At 73.5% G+C, this 2,039-nt stretch carries 1 pseudogene; it reads left to right on the plus strand.

Annotation, left to right across the window (positions count from 1 at the left end):
- Positions 1 to 69: 69 nt before the first annotated feature.
- Positions 70 to 2,039 (plus strand): annotated as a pseudogene (locus tag GFH49_RS39335) (hypothetical protein); the annotation flags it as partial.

Here is a 2,039-nt window from a genome sequence, read left to right on the forward strand (position 1 = left end):
GTGGCGCGGGTGGATGTCCCTTCTGCTGGTGCTGGTGGGTTGAACGGCGTCAATGTGAATGTGGCGCGGGTGGATGTCCCCTCCGCCGGCGCCGGTGGGTTGAACGGCGTCGACATCGACAGCGCCCGGGTGGACGTCCCGTCCGTCAACTCCGGCGGGGTGCACGCCGGGCAGGTCGACGCCGCCCGGGTCGACGTGCCCACGGCGGGTGTCACCGGGCCGGCCGCCACCCACGTCGACGCCCCGGCGGTGAACCCGGTCCAGGCCGACGCCGTCGGCACGGGCCGTCCGCACACCACGGCCGGCGACCTGAACGCCACCCCCGTCTCCCACGTCACCCCGACTCCCACACCCACCCCCGCCAACAGCGGCGGCCTGAGCGGCCCCGGAAACGGCGCCGTCATCGTGGACCTGCCGAACGTGGGCCGCGTGGACCTGACCGCGCTGGTGCCCCGGACCATCGAGGTCCGGATGATGTCCGGTCAGCAGCTCAACTTCCTCCACACGTTCACCAACCTCGACGCCTCACTGCCCGGCGTCAGCGTGCGCGTCACCCCGGGAACGGGTCCGCACGGCACGAGCGTCACCGTCAACACGGGCGGCATGCGAGGCGTCACCGCCTGGCACGACCTCGACAACGGCGCGCACGTCCTCCGCGTCCAGTACGCCCTGCCGAACAACGGCGGCACGGACCAGTGGACCTACGCCCTGAACGCCGCGAACAACTGGGCGCAGATCGGCAGCAGACAGCACTTCGCGCCGGGCACCCTGGGCCAGTCCCACGTGCTGGGGCCGATGCCGCCCACGAACCCGGGCCTCACCAGCACCGTCGTCGCCGGCCCCTCCAACCCGCCCGTCCCCGCTCCGGCGAACGTCGTCCCGCCCGTCCCCGCTCCCGCTCCGGCGAACGTCGTCCCGCCCGTCCCTGCTCCCGCTCCCACGAACACCGTCCCGCCTGTCCCTGCTCCCGCTCCGGCGAACGTCGTTCCGCCTGTTCCTGCTCCCGCTCCCACGAACACCGTCCCGCCCGCCACCCTGAACGTGCCGGGCGTGAACAACGCCCAGATCCAGGTGCGGTTCGGCGCCACGCCCGGTCAGATCACCGGGGTCGGTCCGGTCCCGGGCCGGGGCGGGCCCGCGATCACCACCCGGCATCTCCCCGGCGCCGGCCCGAACGGTGCCGACCTGCTGCGTGTCGACCACGCCGTGAGCGCGGTCGAGGTCCGGCAGCTCGACCTGACGCTCAACGCCGGCACGCTCACCCCGGTCCGCGACGAGCGCCTGATCACCCTGGCGGGCGGCCCGCACCAGGGGACCACGGTCGGCATCGACCTGCTGGGCGCCAACGCCGTACGGCATGTGTCCGGCAACCAGCTGCCGTCCGGGCAGGCGCGGTACGCGGGCGGCGAACTCAACCTCCCGACCAGCGGCGGCTTTCAGCTGTACGACCCGGCGACCGGTCGGCCGGGCCGCGCCGGAACACAGCTGACCAACGGCGGCATCGGTACCAACGCCTACGTGATCCCCGCGCCGGGCGGCACGGGCTTCCAGCTCACCGACGCGTCCGCCGTCCCGCGCCCCGGCTCCTCGGTCACCTCGGTGGGAGGCGTGTACCACGTCCGTACGCAGCAGACCCCGGCTGGAGTCGTCGACGTCCACACCACGAACGGCAGCTTCACCCACCAGGCGCTCACCGTCCAGGGCGGCGGCTACATCCACCGCACCTCCCAGCAACTGGTCGACGCGAGCGGGGTCCGGATCGCCAACGCCACGGTGACCCCGCAGCCGGGCAACGCCTTCCGCATCGACCACGGCAACCGCCACATCGTGGTCGGCCCCGACGGCGGTCAGACCCACCACGTCATCGCCCTCCAGGGCACCGGCGACCTGGTGCACGTGCCGAACACCCGGACCGGCGCCCCGGTCCGGGTCGACGGCGCCGGCCGGCTCCAGGGCGCGGTCACCCGGGTCGGCGGTGACTTCCATGTCCCGGCGGGTGGTAACCGTACGACGGTGTACGACGGCACCGGCGCGCACAC

The organism is Streptomyces blattellae, from assembly GCF_009709555.1.
GTDB lineage: Bacteria > Actinomycetota > Actinomycetes > Streptomycetales > Streptomycetaceae > Streptomyces > Streptomyces blattellae.